The 13,816-nt window shown below is 40.6% G+C and carries 16 protein-coding genes and 10 tRNA genes; 25 read left to right on the top strand and 1 reads right to left on the bottom strand.

What is annotated here, in order from left to right; all coding sequences use genetic code 11:
• Positions 1-123: 123 nt before the first annotated feature.
• The 14 genes from acpS (at position 124) to KQ486_RS13390 (ending at position 11,608) form a co-directional block, all read left to right on the top strand.
• Positions 124-492, top strand: coding sequence for a holo-ACP synthase (acpS, locus tag KQ486_RS13455; protein ID WP_144162546.1), 369 nt, complete (start codon positions 124-126; stop codon positions 490-492).
• Between the two features lie 164 nt (positions 493-656).
• Complete coding sequence (locus KQ486_RS13450; protein ID WP_216687950.1) at positions 657-1,679, top strand: LolA family protein; 1,023 nt, start codon at positions 657-659, stop codon at positions 1,677-1,679.
• Between the two features lie 589 nt (positions 1,680-2,268).
• Positions 2,269-3,402 (top strand): alanine racemase, encoded by a 1,134-nt coding sequence (gene alr / locus KQ486_RS13445; RefSeq protein WP_216687949.1) that lies wholly within the window; start codon positions 2,269-2,271, stop codon positions 3,400-3,402.
• A gap of 134 nt (positions 3,403-3,536) precedes the next feature.
• Positions 3,537-3,812, top strand: a complete 276-nt coding sequence (locus tag KQ486_RS13440; RefSeq protein ID WP_144089538.1) for an antitoxin — start codon at positions 3,537-3,539, stop codon at positions 3,810-3,812.
• A 5-nt stretch (positions 3,813-3,817) separates the two neighbouring features.
• A complete protein-coding gene (locus KQ486_RS13435; protein ID WP_144089539.1) occupies positions 3,818-4,168 on the top strand; it encodes a type II toxin-antitoxin system PemK/MazF family toxin in 351 nt (116 codons plus the stop codon).
• A 261-nt stretch (positions 4,169-4,429) separates the two neighbouring features.
• Positions 4,430-5,305, top strand: coding sequence for an RsbT co-antagonist protein RsbRA (rsbRA, locus tag KQ486_RS13430; protein ID WP_144162552.1), 876 nt, complete (start codon positions 4,430-4,432; stop codon positions 5,303-5,305).
• A 5-nt stretch (positions 5,306-5,310) separates the two neighbouring features.
• Positions 5,311-5,670 carry an STAS domain-containing protein gene (locus KQ486_RS13425; protein WP_246569343.1) on the top strand — a complete coding sequence of 120 codons (360 nt, stop codon included), beginning with the start codon at positions 5,311-5,313 and terminating at the stop codon, positions 5,668-5,670.
• Positions 5,670-6,071 (top strand): anti-sigma regulatory factor, encoded by a 402-nt coding sequence (locus KQ486_RS13420; RefSeq protein ID WP_144162556.1) that lies wholly within the window; start codon positions 5,670-5,672, stop codon positions 6,069-6,071. Before KQ486_RS13425 ends, KQ486_RS13420 begins: the two co-directional genes overlap by 1 nt.
• Positions 6,072-6,084: 13 nt before the next feature.
• Positions 6,085-7,098, top strand: coding sequence for a PP2C family protein-serine/threonine phosphatase (locus tag KQ486_RS13415; RefSeq protein ID WP_216687947.1), 1,014 nt, complete (start codon positions 6,085-6,087; stop codon positions 7,096-7,098).
• Positions 7,099-7,162: 64 nt separating this feature from the next.
• Positions 7,163-7,489, top strand: a complete 327-nt coding sequence (locus KQ486_RS13410; protein WP_216687946.1) for an STAS domain-containing protein — start codon at positions 7,163-7,165, stop codon at positions 7,487-7,489.
• Positions 7,489-7,968 carry an anti-sigma B factor RsbW gene (gene rsbW / locus KQ486_RS13405; protein ID WP_216687945.1) on the top strand — a complete coding sequence of 160 codons (480 nt, stop codon included), beginning with the start codon at positions 7,489-7,491 and terminating at the stop codon, positions 7,966-7,968. The genes KQ486_RS13410 and rsbW overlap by 1 nt, the downstream gene beginning before the upstream one ends.
• The gene (gene sigB / locus KQ486_RS13400; protein WP_216687944.1) at positions 7,940-8,728 is read left to right on the top strand and encodes an RNA polymerase sigma factor SigB; all 789 of its coding nucleotides are present in this window, start codon (positions 7,940-7,942) and stop codon (positions 8,726-8,728) included. The genes rsbW and sigB overlap by 29 nt, the downstream gene beginning before the upstream one ends.
• Positions 8,725-9,330: a SpoIIE family protein phosphatase gene (locus KQ486_RS13395; RefSeq protein ID WP_246569342.1), complete on the top strand. Its 606-nt coding sequence runs from the start codon at positions 8,725-8,727 to the stop codon at positions 9,328-9,330. The genes sigB and KQ486_RS13395 overlap by 4 nt, the downstream gene beginning before the upstream one ends.
• 115 nt (positions 9,331-9,445) lie before the next feature.
• Positions 9,446-11,608, top strand: coding sequence for a Tex family protein (locus KQ486_RS13390; protein WP_216687943.1), 2,163 nt, complete (start codon positions 9,446-9,448; stop codon positions 11,606-11,608).
• A gap of 3 nt (positions 11,609-11,611) precedes the next feature.
• On the opposite strand, the gene cmpA is transcribed toward KQ486_RS13390, so the two are convergent.
• A complete protein-coding gene (gene cmpA, locus KQ486_RS13385) occupies positions 11,612-11,725 on the bottom strand; it encodes a cortex morphogenetic protein CmpA (protein ID WP_144089549.1) in 114 nt (37 codons plus the stop codon).
• Positions 11,726-11,816: 91 nt separating this feature from the next.
• On the opposite strand from cmpA, the gene KQ486_RS13380 reads away from it, so the two are divergent.
• The 11 genes from KQ486_RS13380 to KQ486_RS13330 all read left to right on the top strand — a co-directional run bounded on the left by KQ486_RS13380 (position 11,817) and on the right by KQ486_RS13330 (position 13,650).
• A complete protein-coding gene (locus tag KQ486_RS13380; RefSeq protein ID WP_144162568.1) occupies positions 11,817-12,257 on the top strand; it encodes a SprT family protein in 441 nt (146 codons plus the stop codon).
• Between the two features lie 315 nt (positions 12,258-12,572).
• A tRNA-Asn gene (locus KQ486_RS13375) sits at positions 12,573-12,647 on the top strand.
• A gap of 3 nt (positions 12,648-12,650) precedes the next feature.
• Positions 12,651-12,741: transfer RNA gene (locus KQ486_RS13370), tRNA-Ser, on the top strand.
• Positions 12,742-12,750: 9 nt separating this feature from the next.
• A tRNA-Glu gene (locus KQ486_RS13365) sits at positions 12,751-12,822 on the top strand.
• Positions 12,823-12,834: 12 nt separating this feature from the next.
• Positions 12,835-12,911, top strand: a tRNA-Asp gene (locus KQ486_RS13360).
• Positions 12,912-12,915: 4 nt separating this feature from the next.
• Positions 12,916-12,990: transfer RNA gene (locus KQ486_RS13355), tRNA-Gln, on the top strand.
• A gap of 147 nt (positions 12,991-13,137) precedes the next feature.
• Positions 13,138-13,213 (top strand) — tRNA-Lys (locus tag KQ486_RS13350).
• A 3-nt stretch (positions 13,214-13,216) separates the two neighbouring features.
• Positions 13,217-13,300, top strand: a tRNA-Leu gene (locus KQ486_RS13345).
• Positions 13,301-13,359: 59 nt separating this feature from the next.
• A tRNA-Arg gene (locus KQ486_RS13340) sits at positions 13,360-13,433 on the top strand.
• A 61-nt stretch (positions 13,434-13,494) separates the two neighbouring features.
• A tRNA-Gly gene (locus KQ486_RS13335) sits at positions 13,495-13,568 on the top strand.
• A 5-nt stretch (positions 13,569-13,573) separates the two neighbouring features.
• A tRNA-Ile gene (locus KQ486_RS13330) sits at positions 13,574-13,650 on the top strand.
• Positions 13,651-13,816: the final 166 nt, after the last annotated feature.

The raw sequence follows: 13,816 nt of genomic DNA, 5'->3' as shown, positions 1-13,816 counted from the left end.
TCTGTTTTTAAAAATGCAATTCAAAACATTGGAGAAGTCTTTGTATTTTTAAAAAGAGCAATTATGAAATTGATTCAATAAGAATAAAAATAATGAAAATCTCTTTGAAATGAGCGTGTAATCATGATTAAGGGCATCGGTGTAGATATTATTGAGTTGGACCGAATCAAAAAGATCATTGAGCGGAAACCGCGTTTTTTAAAACGCATATTATCGGACGCAGAAATGACATTATACAATCAATTACCTTCCTCCCAAAGAAAAATTGAGTTTTTAGCCGGGAGGTTTGCAGCGAAAGAAGCGTATAGCAAAGCAGAGGGAACAGGAATCGGTGAACTCCATTCTTTTCATTCTATTGAGATTCTGCGCGGAGCATCGGGTCAGCCACTAATTTTCAAACAAGGTAAAGTAAAGGGAAACGCTCATGTATCCATTTCCCATAGTAAAGCTTATGCAATTGCCCAAGTGATCATCGAGCATCCAATACAGTAATTAATTAGAAGATTTCCGATAAGCTCGTCTGCATATTCAATTAGGTTGTCTCATATAGTGTATTGCGGGTAACAATTCATCCGATGTGCACATTGTCACCGCAACACGATAGATTGCTTGCCAATGGAAGGTAAGTAAGAAAATGAGACGAAGGAGTTGTCCAAATGAAAAGCAGACGATTACTCTTCTTGTCCCTGTTTCTGATGATGGTTGTTCTTTTATCAGCATGTGGAGAAGAAACAGTGGAGGATGTCGTTGATTCGTTGGAGAAGCAAGGTGAAGAACTATCATCTTTTACTTCTACGGTGGATATGACGATGAAGACTGGTGAAGAGACGCAGCAGTATAATGTAGAGGTCTGGCACAAAAAAGATAATTTTTACAAAGTGGTCATGAATAACAAAATGGATGAAGAAGGCAATCAGGTCATTCTGCGGAACGATGAAGGTGTATTTGTACTGACTCCTTCGATCAATAAAAGCTACAAGTTCCAAAATGAATGGCCAAAACACCATAGCCAGCCATACCTTTACACCTCTTTGATTGACGACATTAAGGCAGATGATGAGCGAGAGTTCAAAAAAACCGAGAATTATTATATTTTCACGGTGAAGACGAACTACAAAGGCAAGCAGAAGCTTCCTTATCAAGAAATCTATTTCCACAAAAAATCAAAGAAACCTGCATTGGTGAAAGTGTTCAATGCTGAAAACGAATCGATTGTGGAAGTAACGTTCAATTCATTTGATTTTGATGTCGCCATTGAAGATGAAGAATTCGACACGGACCAGAACCTCGCGGAAGGGGCTGTCAGTGTACCGACGATGGCTGAATTGGAAGAAAAGGACCTGGAAGTATATTATCCAGTCAACTTGCCAGCTGGCACAGAGTTCGCGGGAGAAGAAGTAATGGAATTTGACTATGGTGAACGCGTTCTTTCGACATTTGAAGGTGAAAAGTCCTTTACGTTGATCCAAGAAGTCTATGAATCCTACCCGACTGATTTGAGTGTCCCTGTTTATGCCGATGGGGAGTTGGTTGATTTAGGAAAATCAGTTGGTCACTTAGCAAACGGCACATTGGAATGGGAACAAGACGGAATGCGATTTGTTGTCGCGAGCGAAAGTTTGACGGTGGATGAACTGGTGGAAGTAGCACAATCGGTAGAAAAAGAAGTATTAAAATAAAGTTAGATTGCCTGCTTAGACCGAGAGATATTTCTCTCGGTTTTTTGGTAGGAGGGGTGGATGCAGTTAGATCTAATCATCCGGAGAGCCACTATGCCGATAGAGGTTCAATTGAATTCGTAGAGAACTCAAAACCATTACAGCGAGCAGGAGACGAATTTTCATGTTCGATAAGGGCTCTCGAGACGGGAAGGAACGAAAAAGAGCGTCCTTCCGTGTTTGATAAGGGCTCTCGAGCCGGGAAGGCCCGAAAAAATGTGTCCTTCCGTGTTAGATAAGGGCTCTCGAGGCGGGAAGGAACGAAAAAGAGCGTCCTTCCGTGTTTGATAAGCAGTCTCGAGGCGGGAAGGAACGGAAAAATGGATTCTTCCGTGTTTGATAAGGGTTCTCGAGACGGGAAGGTACGAAAACGCACTCCTTCCGTGTTCGAGCAGCGCTCTCACAACTCAAAACGCGAACCAAATGATATTCTTGGCGGTCGAATAGCAATAAATTGTTAGCGGATCCGCTATTTTACTAAGATAAGTTCAGAATTGACAACGTGTATTCTCCTCGCGATAATGAACAGTAAAAAAGATAGGTGTTTCGCATGGAACTTGCCACAAGTTTTCGACAAACCTGGGCAGAAGTTGACCTCACCGCCATCAAGGAAAATATGAAAAGGATACGTCAACGATACCCAAATAAAAAAATATATGTTGCTGTGAAAGCCAATGCATACGGGCACGGTTATATTCCTGTTTCTGAAGCTGCCCTTGAGACTGGAGCGGATGCTTTAGCCGTTGCTAGTTTGGATGAAGCAGTTCTTTTGCGTGAGAATTTTCCTCAAGCGCCCATTTTGGTCATGGGCTGGACTGACCCACGGCACGTGTCAATTGCAGCGAAGTCGGAGATCGAACTCACGGCATTCCAGCCAGACTGGTTCACTCAAGCTGCTGAAATATTAAAAGATAAAAGAGAAAAAGTAAAGATTCATATAAAAATTGATTCAGGAATGGGACGAATTGGTATAAAAACGAAAGAAGAGGCATATGCTGTAATTGAAGAAGTTGCCAATTTTTCGAGTGAATTTGAGATCAGTGGTATCTTCACACATTTTGCAACGGCCGATTCTTTCGATTTGTCGTATTACCAACAGCAACTAGATCATTTTTATGAAATGCTAGAGATGTTTTCGCCCATTCGTACGCTTGAAACACAAGTCCACATCGGAAATACGGCTGCTTCAATGCGGTTCCCGGATGACATGGTTGATGGCATTCGGTTCGGAATCGGACTCTATGGACTTTATCCTTCTAAAGAAGTCGAAAAGATTAGTGCGATTCAATTAAATGAGGCATTTTCTCTCCAAAGCCGACTCGCTCACGTCAAAGAATTAAAACCGGGCGAACATATTAGTTACGGGGCAACCTACGAAGCAGAACAACAAGAGTGGATTGGAACAGTTCCAATCGGCTATGGTGATGGGTGGATCCGTAAATTGCAAGGCTTTGAAGTTTTGGTGGAAGGAGAGAGAGCAGAAATTGTCGGGAAAATTTGCATGGATCAACTGATGATCCGTTTACCCAAACCATATCCTGTCGGTACAAAAGTGACGCTGATTGGTGAAAATGGCGGGCAACGAATCCGTGTAGATGATGTGGCTGACTATCTGGAAACGATTAATTATGAGATTCCTTGTATCATTACCAACCGAGTTCCACGTGTTTATCTAACAAGTTAGCATTTCTTTTTTGACAAAACGGAACATTTTTGTAGAAAAAGTATAATAATTTTCGAGAATTCCTTTACGTACGATAGGAATCGGTGGTATCATGAAAGAAAGTTTGTGTTGCGTAAATTGTTGGGGGTGTAAGGATGTCTAACACATCGAAAGAAATTGTCGTAGAGCTACCTTTATCACTAGTGAATGAATGCGATCACATGGTTGAAGAACACGATATTGATCGAAACACGCTATTTCACCAAGCGATTTCAGCCTATATTAAAGAAGAGAAGAACCGTAAAATTAAAGAGAGCATGCGCCGTGGTTATTTAGAGATGAAAAGTATCAACTTAGATATTGCATCAGAAGCTTTCCAGGCTGAAGAGGAGGCTGACACAACTCTTGAGCGCTCAGTGAGTGGGGTGTAATTAACTTGTATGTAAAACGAGGCGACGTCTTTTATGCGGACCTTACCCCTGTGGTAGGTTCAGAGCAAGGCGGTGTTCGCCCAGTGCTTATTATACAAAATAACATTGGCAATCGCTTTAGCCCTACTGTTATTGTGGCTGCGATCACTGCACAAATCCAAAAAGCAAAATTACCAACACACGTAGAAATCGACGCAGAGAAATACCATTTTGAAAAAAATTCAGTTATTCTATTGGAACAAATCCGAACGATCGATAAACAGCGATTGACAGACAAGCTTACAACGTTAGACGAATTTTTAATGAACCAAGTGGATGAAGCCTTGCAAATTAGCTTAGGCTTAATCGATCTATAGGCTATTATATAAATCTTATGTAAATACTGGCGGTATAGTATTTTGCATAAGATTTTTTGTTTTTCATTGAACCTTATCCAATCATTTACTGCTTGAAGAAACTAATTGAAGAAACTAGACGCTAAACTGCATGTCATACGAATCAATTAGCATTATGCAACTCTATCAAGTTAGTAAGACAGACGGCTCATGGTAGAAATAACCGTCGAAAAATGGTAAGTTATTTAAAGAATATTAAAAATTTGTTTGGGGGTTTAATAGGTGGAAAAGAGACTCAAAAATATCATTCTAGAACATAGCGATGAAATCATCAAAAAATGGCTGGAAAAACTCGATCAAAGTAAAATCGCTGAATATGGCGAAACCATTTCTCAAGAATCGATTGAACAAACGAATCGAGAATTCGTTAATGTCATTTTTTCAAATATTGAAAGTGACGGTGGAACGGATGATTTACATGAGTTCTCCGAGAAAATTGTTAACCTTGGATGGCCATTAGGCTATTTGACTGAAGGTATGCAAGCATTCAGATCTGTGACCATTAAAGTCATTCTAGAAGATATCGGTGAAACAAACAGTAATGATGAATTCTTGAGCATTATGGAAGGAGTCAACGATTGGGTCGATCCGATTAAAAACCGTCTTATCAATGAATACTCCCATAATTGGACAAACATTGTTTCCTTGCAAAAGGTAGCTTTGCAAGAACTTTCCGCGCCGTTAATTCCAGTTATGGAAGGCATTACGGTTATGCCGCTTGTAGGAACGATTGATACAGATCGTGCGAAACTCATCATGGAAAATTTACTGAACGGTGTCATTAAAAACCATGCTGAAGTTGTGTTGATTGATATTACTGGTGTACCAGTTGTTGATACGATGGTTGCTCATCACATTATTCAGGCTGCCGAAGCCGTTCGTCTTGTCGGATCGCAATGTATTTTGGTCGGAATTCGTCCAGAGATAGCTCAGACGATTGTTAATCTAGGTATCGATCTTCGCAACTTCCCAACGAAAAGTTCGTTGCAAAAAGGATTCAGAACAGCACTTGAGATGACAGGTGCAAAAGTAGTTAGTGAAAGTGAAAGCGAAGGCGACGAAATCGAAAACATTCTTAACTCGATTGAGAAGGAGTGAAAGATATGAGAATACCGATTTTAAAGTTACATGAATATCTTTTGATATCTGTGCAAGTGGATTTAGATGACCAAACAGCGATGCAATTTCAAGAAGACTTATTGAGCAAAATACATGAGTCAGGTGCAACAGGTGTAGTACTTGATTTAACTTCTGTAGACATTATAGATTCCTTTATAGCGAAAGTATTAGGAGATGTCGTATCGATGGCAGACTTAATGGGGGCAAAAGTCGTCTTCACTGGTATTCAACCGGCAGTTTCCATGACTTTAATCGACATAGGCATTCACTTACAAGACGTACCGACAGCATTAGATCTTGAACAAGGGTTGATTAAGCTGAGACGGGAATTGGAGGAAAAGTGATGAAGGGGACACTATCCAATGTGCCAATAGCCAAAGAGCTTGATATTGTTGGCGCAAGACAAACGGGTAGGAATATAGCGAACGACCTGGGGTTCAGTTCTGTGGACCAAGCCAGAATCGCGACCGCTATTTCTGAACTCGCGAGAAATATATACTTATACGCCAAAAAAGGAGAAATCACTTTCCAACAAGTAGAAGGCGTAGCACCAGTTGGGCTGAAAATTATCGCAAAAGATAATGGGCCTGGGATTAAAGATATTAGTAAATCAATGATTGATGGTTACTCAACCTCTGGAGGTTTAGGGGCAGGATTGCCAGGTGTGAAACGGTTAATGGACGACTTCGACATTATGTCAAGCGATGAAGGCACGACAATCCATGTCATTAAATGGTTACGGTAATAGGGGGGACGGCATGGAACAAACGAAGAAAGTGGTCTCTGTTTATAGAGAATTGCTACAAGAATATTTGAGATCAAAAGATGAGAAAGTGTTATATCAAGCAGAACAATTTAGTCGACAATCGATACAGGATGGCGTGAAACCAGAAGAAATTATTGACGCCCATTATCAAACAATGTCGGAAATCATTCCAGATATGGATCCGCGTTTAAAAGATTCATTCAAATTTCTAATCGAAACAATGATTTATTACGGTGTAGCTTATGGAATGTTCAATGATATAAAAGAACAACAATATTCCCTTCGAAATGAAATTGATGTAGCCGCTAATATGCAGAATACCTTGTTGAAGACAGAAATACCTGCTTCTGAAGTGTTGGATATCGGAGCGATTTCAGTTCCTGCACGGCAAATGAGCGGTGATTATTATCACTTCGTCCAAGACACGGAGGATAATATTGGTGTTGCTGTCGCTGATGTAAGTGGGAAAGGGATTCCGGCAGCATTCGTCATGTCGATGATCAAATATGCGATGGAGAGTTATCCGGACAACCGGATTTACCCGGAAATGATTCTGGAACTCTTGAACCGGGTTGTTGAGAGAAACGTAGAACCAGGAATGTTTGTATCTATGTTTTACGGTTTGTACGAAGTAGAGCAACATAAATTTTATTTTGCGACGGCTGGACATGAACCGGGATTCATTTATCGTCATCGTTCGAAAACTTTCGAAGAGATACGTGGAAAAGGATTGTTGCTAGGTGTACAAAAAGACTCGGATTATAAACGATTTGAGTTAGATATTGAACCGAACGACATCATTTTTTTGTTGACAGACGGTGTAACAGAGTGCAAAGTTTCAGGTCGCTTTATTGAACAAGAAGAAGTTCTTGATGTACTTTATAATTATGTACATGAACCCCCGGAAAAATTGGTAGAGAATGTCTATAAACATCTTGAACGTTTGCAAGATTTTCATCTTAGGGATGACTTCACATTAGTTGCGATTCAAAGAAAAGATAATTAATAGGTTTAATAGGACTTTGGATTGGGTAAAGAGAGGTAGACAACAGATAGGAGGATGGTTATTGATGAATCTACATATCGATGATCATAACGAAGGACAGTCGTCGATCCTGAAACTGTCAGGTGAAATAGATGCATATACAGCGCCAAGATTAAAGGAGCATTTACTGAATCTGATTGAGGACAATCAAGAGGTCCAAGTAGACATGCAGCAAGTCAATTATATGGATTCTACTGGTTTGGGTGTATTTATCAGTGCATTGAAAACATCCAAAGAAGCGAATAAAACCTTTAAACTCGTTAACCTGCAAGAAAATGTCTACCGCCTCTTCAATATTACGGGACTAAACGAAGTGATAGACATTGAAAACACAGTAAGAGGTGGTATGTAATGAACGAGCCATTCGATTTCATTGAAATGAAAGTACCAGCAAAATCAGATTATGTTGGCGTTGCAAGACTGACGGCATCTGGCTTAGCGAATCGAATGGGTTTTAGCTACGAAGAAATTGAGGATTTGAAAGTTGCAATTTCCGAAGCTATAACCAATACGGTGAAGCATGCGTACACTGAGGAAGGTGCTGGTGAAGTTACAATTGGGTTTGGTTTGTATGAAGATCGTATGGAAGTCATGATTGCAGACTATGGTGGTAGCTTCAACCTTAAATCGATCAAGGAAAGTATTGGACCTTACAATGAAGACATCCCGATCAGCAATATGAAAGAGGGAGGTTTTGGTCTGTTCCTTATCGATGCCCTTATGGACAAAGTGGAGATCACGAACAACAACGGCGTAATCGTTCTTATGACAAAGTACTTGTTCGAAAACGAGGTGGGGCGTAGTGACGACCAGGTCTCAACAACACAATAACGAAGAAGATGTTTATCAACTGATTGACTACCTCCACAAAAACCCGGAAGACGAAGCAGCCCAAGAAAAAATAGTCCTGAAATACGAAAATCTAGTTCATTCAATTGCAAAAAAATATTCCAAAAACAGTGGAATTCATGAAGATCTTGTACAAGTTGGTATGGTCGGTTTGTTAGCGGCGATTCGCAGATACGATGAATCGTTCGGAAAATCGTTTGAATCCTTCGCCATTCCAACAATCATCGGTGAAATTAAACGTTTTATTCGAGATAAAACATGGAGCGTACATGTTCCAAGAAGAATTAAAGAGTTAGGACCCAAAATTAAAAAAGCGGTAGAAGAGCTGACATCCGAAAATCAAGTCTCTCCATCTGTTCCCGAAATCGCCAAATATTTAAAGGTTTCGGAAGAAGAAGTATTGGAGACAATGGAGATGGGCAAAAGCTATAATGCTTTATCTGCCGACCGCCGAATTGAAGCCGATTCAGATGGAAGTACGGTGACGATTCTAGATCTTGTTGGCGAAAAAGAAGACGGTTATGAGCAAATTGACTATAAACTTCTAATCGAAAAAATCATGCCTCTTTTATCCGAAAGAGAGCAAGAGATTTTACGATGCACCTATTTTGAGAATTTAAGTCAAAAAGAAACCGGTAAACGACTCGGTCTTTCGCAAATGCATGTATCCAGATTGCAGCGTCGCGCACTCAGGAAGCTGCGTGAATCCATATCGGATGAAGACTTGGAGGTATTGTTTTGATTCAGCAGGCTGAAAGAGTAGAAGTAGCAACTTATGAAAAACCAAAAAAAGGTAACTATCATTCAGGCGATAGTTACTTTTATATCGAAACGGAAGAACATTTCTTGGTTGCACTGTCAGACGGACTCGGCAGTGGCGAAGTTGCCAAAGAGTCTTCACAAACAGTCATCGATGTCATTCGTCGGAACGTACATCGACCACTGGATGACATGCTTGAACAATGCAACGCAGCCTTATTCGGAAATGAGTTAAGAGGTTGTGTGTTAGGGATTTTACGATTGGATTTTAAAACAAGGCAATTCTCCTATGTCTCAGTAGGCAACATCAGTATTGTGATGATCTCAGCTGATGGAAACAAACGAAGGAACATTCCGATTCATGGATATCTTTCAGGGGTGCCTCGTAAAACAAAAGTTCACTACGGAGATTTGGAGAAAGACGCATTATTTTTTATGTTTTCAGATGGCGTGAGCGAACGCCAACTAACGAAGGAGTTTTATAGCTTCCGATCGATGGAAACGACTGTTGCTTGGTTTACGGAGCAACAAAAAGAATATATGGATGATGATACAACTTTAATAGCGATGAAGTTTCTGGGATGAGAAGGGTACTATACCCTTCTTTTGTTTTGTCGTCATCGCAAAATGCAATAAATATAGAAGTCGAAACAATGTTATAATAGGAAAGCAGAAAGGCATTTTGTTTGGAGGAATTAGCATGGAAGAAAAGCAATACATAGACCGAGCAGTCGATTTCGTCAGTAAAGATTTATCTATTCAATCGAAAACCGTTCGCACAGTGGTTGAGTTGTTGGACGAAGGGAATACTGTCCCATTTATTGCTCGTTACCGCAAAGAACAGACGGGTAATTTGGATGAAACACAAATACAATCCATTAAAGAGTCATTTGACTATCAAATACAACTCGATCAACGAAAAGAAGAAATCATCCGATTGATCGATGAACAAGGAAAATTGACGGACGAACTAAAAAAAGACATCCAGGCAGCAAACAAGTTACAACGTCTGGAAGACTTGTATCGACCATATAAACAAAAAAGACGGACACGCGCAACAATCGCTAAAGAAAAAGGATTGGAACCGTTAGCTGAGAAAGTGTGGGCTCAAAAAGGAATACAGGTCCAACAAGAGGCAGAACAGTATCTTTCTGAAGAAAACGAATTAGTAGAGGTCAGTGATGTTCTACAAGGAGTCAATGATATTCTTGCCGAAAAAATCTCGGATGAAGCGAAATTCCGTGAGAAAATTCGTTCCATGACTTTTTCGAAAGGAATCATCAAGACCGAAATAAAAAAAAATGCTGAAGATGAAAAAGAGATTTATCAGATGTACTATGATTTCCAAGAACAAGTATCAAAAATTGCACATCACCGAGTGCTAGCCGTCAACCGCGGAGAGAAAGAAAAGGTTTTGAGAGTGACCATTGAACCGCCAGTGGAAAATGTTATCTCTTACTTGCAAAAAGAAATCATTATGAACCAGGATATAGAAGAAGCGAATATTATTCAGGCCGCAATCGACGACGGTTATAAACGTTTATTGGAACCATCGATTGAACGAGATATCCGTAGCTCATTGACAGAAACTGCGGAAGAACACGCCATTGATATTTTTGCCAAGAACCTGAAAAACTTACTTTTACAGCCCCCACTTAAAGGCAAGGTCATGCTCGGTGTAGACCCAGCTTTCCGGACAGGTTGTAAGCTCGCCGTCATTGACGAAACAGGAGCGAAGCAAGAAGTGGATGTCATATATCCGACTGAACCGAGAAAAGATGTGAAAGGTTCTGAGAAAAAGGTGCTATCTATTCTTGAGCGCTATCCAGTCGAATTGATTGCAATCGGAAACGGAACAGCATCAAGAGAAACAGAGCAATTCATCGCGGATATGATTCAACAAAACAATCTGGATGTACCCTATCTCATTGTCAATGAAGCGGGTGCCAGTGTTTACTCAGCGTCAAAGCTTGCACGTGAAGAATTTCCCGATTTGCAGGTAGAAGAAAGAAGTGCCATTTCAATCGCTCGCAGAGTACAAGATCCACTCAGTGAGTTGGTTAAAATCGATCCGAAATCCATTGGGGTTGGCCAGTACCAACATGATGTGTCACAAAGCAAGCTGAATAGCTCATTAACTTTTGTCGTCGAAACGGCAGTGAACCAAGTTGGTGTAAATGTAAACACAGCCTCATCTTCATTACTTGAATACATTTCAGGCTTAAACAAAACGGTGGCAAATAATATCGTTAAGTACCGAGAAGAGAATGGAAAATTCACCAACCGGAAGCAAATTAAGAAGGTGCCTCGATTAGGAGATAAAACTTATGAGCAGGCCATAGGGTTTTTGAGGATACCAGATGGTGATGAACCACTTGATCGGACGTCCATTCACCCTGAAAGTTACCAGGCAACGAAACAACTATTGGGAGAATTAAATGCAACTTCTGCAGATATTGGTACGGAAGACCTGTCCAACAAACTAAAAGAAGTGAATTTAACCGATTTTGAACGAGAACTGGAAATCGGAAAACTCACGTTGGAAGATATTATGAAAGACCTTCGTAAACCAAATCGAGATCCACGTGATGAACTGCCGAAACCATTACTTAAAACGAATGTGCTTTCAATGGAAGACTTAAAACAAGGAATGGAACTCCAGGGAACCGTCAGAAACGTCGTCGATTTCGGTGCATTTGTAGATGTCGGAGTCAAACAAGACGGACTTGTTCATATTTCCAAGTTGGCAAATCGGTTTGTTAAAAACCCATTAGATGTTGTTGCAGTAGGTGACATTGTGACGGTCTGGGTAGAAGAAATCGATGTAAAAAGACAGCGCATCGCATTAACGATGGTTCAGTAAAACTTAATTGACATTACGGTCATAATAATAAAACCAGCATTGATTGAGTAATTTAATTTGGTATAAATCTTTGGAGGCATAGGCTTTTAATAGCTGTGCCTTCAACCAATTCGGCATAGCAAACCCTCCTGAAACTGTTTATATTACTATATGCAATTAACAGAGATTTGCTATATGGAAATATACCATTGTACGAAAGGTGAAATGAATGGATCAAAATCAATTGCTCCAATGGACAAGAGAACTGTCCGAAACCTACTTTAGACGGGAATTTCATGCTGACATTGTATTTAACGGAAGGTTACGAACAACAGGCGGAAGATATATACCTTCAAAGAAACGAATTGAGATTAACAGAAAATATTTAGATGAATTAGGAGAAGAAGAACTCAAAGGAATTATTAAACATGAACTATGTCATCATTTTTTACATGTCGACGGTAAACCTTACAATCATCGCAGTAAAGAATTTCGTCAACTATTAAAAGAAACCGGATCACCAAGACATTGTAGTTTTTTGCCATCGGTGGAGCGAGAGAAATACATATATCAATGCAAAAAGTGTGGACTCGAATATAAAAGAAGAAGAAAAGTGGACACAAAACGGTATTCCTGTGGGAAATGTCGGGGAAAACTTGTTCAAAAATAAGAAATTATATTTTCACCTTGTCTCAACTATATGAAACATGTATAATTGGAATTTGTGAGCGAGCTATTCAAGTAAAAGAAAGTAATTCTACTTACTGATCGGGTGATTAAAAAATATTTGAGAAAAATATTTTTAACCGATTGACACGCTCTGAAAGATGTTGTATTATACTTAACGTCGCAACAAAATGAATGGTTGTTTGATTGTAGCGAACCGTAAACATCTTGGAAAATCTTCTGAGTAGGATTGCGAGGAGTGGAGACACGACGAGCATATTAAGCAAAACGTGTCCACAATGAATTTTCTTACTTATATTCCAGCGTAGCTCAGTGGTAGAGCAGTTGGCTGTTAACCAATTGGTCGCAGGTTCGAATCCTGCCGCTGGAGCCATATGGAGAAGTACTCAAGTGGCTGAAGAGGCGCCCCTGCTAAGGGTGTAGGTCGCGTAAGCGGCGCGAGGGTTCAAATCCCTCCTTCTCCGCCATTACTTATTGGCCCGTTGGTCAAGTGGTTAAGACACCGCCCTTTCACGGCGGTAACACGGGTTCGAATCCCGTACGGGTCACTTGTTATATTAGGTCCGGTAGTTCAGTTGGTTAGAATGCCTGCCTGTCACGCAGGAGGTCGCGGGTTCGAGTCCCGTCCGGACCGCCATTCTTGGGCTATAGCCAAGCGGTAAGGCATCGGGTTTTGGTCCCGTGATTCCCAGGTTCGAATCCTGGTAGCCCAGCCATTATTTACTATAAGAAAGGATCGGGCAAATCATTATAGCAACTTATGAATTGAATAAATTCAAGTAAGTCTTTTTTTATTGCTAAAATGCTATTTTTTATTTTACATTTGCCTTCGTTTCTTTTATGATAATTAATATTGAAAATTCGAGCCATTAGCTCAGTCGGTAGAGCATCTGACTTTTAATCAGAGGGTCGGAGGTTCGAATCCTCCATGGCTCACCATATGCGGTCGTGGCGGAATGGCAGACGCGCTAGGTTGAGGGCCTAGTGGGAGTTAATCCCGTGGAGGTTCAAGTCCTCTCGACCGCATTGAGAAAAAAAGCTTGCAATTATGTTTGAGATTTGATATGATATTCCTTGTCGCTGTTGCGCCCGTAGCTCAATTGGATAGAGTGTCTGACTACGGATCAGAAGGTTAGGGGTTCGACTCCTCTCGGGCGCGTAGACGGGAAGCAATCAAAAGTGTTTGTTGCTTCCTGCTTAAAAATTTAATTCATCTACATGCGGGTGTAGTTTAGTGGTAAAACCTCAGCCTTCCAAGCTGATGTCGTGGGTTCGATTCCCATCACCCGCTCCATATATGGGCCTGTAGCTCAGTTGGTCAGAGCGCACGCCTGATAAGCGTGAGGTCGGTGGTTCAAGTCCACTCAGGCCCACCATATAGCATTCGAACCTTGAAAACTAAACAAAATAGCCTGAAGTCAATTCGGTTTCTTTCTTACTTGATTGGGAAAGAAACAAACGAAAATTTTTAAGCCAATCAAACACTTTATTGGAGAGTTTGATCCTGGCTCAGGATGAACGCTGGCGGCGTGCCTAATACAT

The organism is Allobacillus halotolerans (assembly GCF_018967645.1).
In the GTDB taxonomy this organism is placed as follows: Bacteria; Bacillota; Bacilli; order Bacillales; family Alkalibacillaceae; genus Allobacillus; species Allobacillus halotolerans.
The sequence above is the reverse complement of the archived record's forward strand: the minus strand, read 5'-3'. Positions and strand labels throughout refer to the sequence as shown.

Bases quoted from the DNA above. Each gene is read 5' to 3' on its own strand.
- KQ486_RS13420 (WP_144162556.1), top strand. From the start codon at position 5,670: ATGAAGGGGACACTATCCAATGTGCCAATAGCCAAAGAGCTTGATATT.
- cmpA (WP_144089549.1), bottom strand. From the start codon at position 11,725: ATGCCGAATTGGTTGAAGGCACAGCTATTAAAAGCCTATGCCTCCAAA.
- KQ486_RS13390 (WP_216687943.1), top strand. From the start codon at position 9,446: ATGGAAGAAAAGCAATACATAGACCGAGCAGTCGATTTCGTCAGTAAA.
- alr (WP_216687949.1), top strand. From the start codon at position 2,269: ATGGAACTTGCCACAAGTTTTCGACAAACCTGGGCAGAAGTTGACCTC.
- KQ486_RS13380 (WP_144162568.1), top strand. From the start codon at position 11,817: ATGGATCAAAATCAATTGCTCCAATGGACAAGAGAACTGTCCGAAACC.
- acpS (WP_144162546.1), top strand. From the start codon at position 124: ATGATTAAGGGCATCGGTGTAGATATTATTGAGTTGGACCGAATCAAA.
- KQ486_RS13450 (WP_216687950.1), top strand. From the start codon at position 657: ATGAAAAGCAGACGATTACTCTTCTTGTCCCTGTTTCTGATGATGGTT.
- rsbW (WP_216687945.1), top strand. From the start codon at position 7,489: ATGAACGAGCCATTCGATTTCATTGAAATGAAAGTACCAGCAAAATCA.
- KQ486_RS13425 (WP_246569343.1), top strand. From the start codon at position 5,311: ATGAGAATACCGATTTTAAAGTTACATGAATATCTTTTGATATCTGTG.
- KQ486_RS13410 (WP_216687946.1), top strand. From the start codon at position 7,163: ATGAATCTACATATCGATGATCATAACGAAGGACAGTCGTCGATCCTG.
- KQ486_RS13440 (WP_144089538.1), top strand. From the start codon at position 3,537: ATGTCTAACACATCGAAAGAAATTGTCGTAGAGCTACCTTTATCACTA.
- KQ486_RS13415 (WP_216687947.1), top strand. From the start codon at position 6,085: ATGGAACAAACGAAGAAAGTGGTCTCTGTTTATAGAGAATTGCTACAA.